General features: G+C 71.0%; 1 protein-coding gene. It reads right to left on the bottom strand.

The annotated features are described in order from the left end of the window. On the bottom strand, positions 1-718 hold a 718-nt coding region (locus tag BZL64_RS38425), incomplete at its 3' end, for an AAA family ATPase (RefSeq protein WP_167396270.1). Positions 719-786 lie beyond the last annotated feature (68 nt).

Here is a 786-nt window from a genome sequence, read left to right as displayed (position 1 = left end):
TCTCGGGGGAGACGGTGGTTTTGGCGACTGCGGCGCGGGCGGCCGCGAGCTCTGCGGGACCGGCCACCGGGCGTACGCCGGCGGCGCGCAGGTCGCGGGGGTTGAAGCCTTCGGCGTGGCGGGTGAGGACGTCGATCTCGTGCCGGCGGGAGGGGAGGGGGACGGTGAGTTTGAGGAGGAAGCGGTCGAGCTGGGCTTCGGGGAGGGGGTAGGTGCCTTCGTACTCGACCGGGTTCTGGGTCGCGGCGACCAGGAACGGGTCGGGGAGGGCGCGGGGGGTGCCGTCGACGGTGACCTGACGTTCCTCCATGGCTTCCAGGAGGGAGGACTGGGTCTTCGGTGGCGTGCGGTTGATCTCGTCGGCCAGGAGGAGGTTGGTGAAGACCGGGCCGGGCTGGAAGGAGAACTCGGCGCTGCGGCTGTCGTAGACGAGGGAGCCGGTGATGTCGCTCGGCATGAGGTCCGGGGTGAACTGGACGCGTTTGGTGTCGAGTTCCAGGGCGGAGGCGAGGGCGCGGACCAGCAGGGTCTTGGCCACTCCGGGGACTCCTTCGAGGAGGACGTGTCCGCGGCAGAGGAGGGCGACGACGAGGCCGGTGACGGCGGCGTCCTGGCCGACCACGGCCTTGGCGATCTCGGCGCGCAGGGCTTCCAGGGAGGCGCGGGCACTGCCCGGGTCCCCGGTGCTCCCGGCGTTGTCAGTGGTCGGGTCCATCATGGACGGCGTACCTCTCTTTCGAGGGCGTCGAGTTGGTCGGCGAGGGTGATCAGGCCCAGGTCGTCGGC

It is taken from the genome of Streptomyces bobili, from assembly GCF_002154575.1.
Classification (GTDB): domain Bacteria; phylum Actinomycetota; class Actinomycetes; order Streptomycetales; family Streptomycetaceae; genus Streptomyces; species Streptomyces bobili.
Note: the sequence above shows the minus strand (reverse complement) of the source record. Positions and strands in the feature narration are given on the sequence as shown.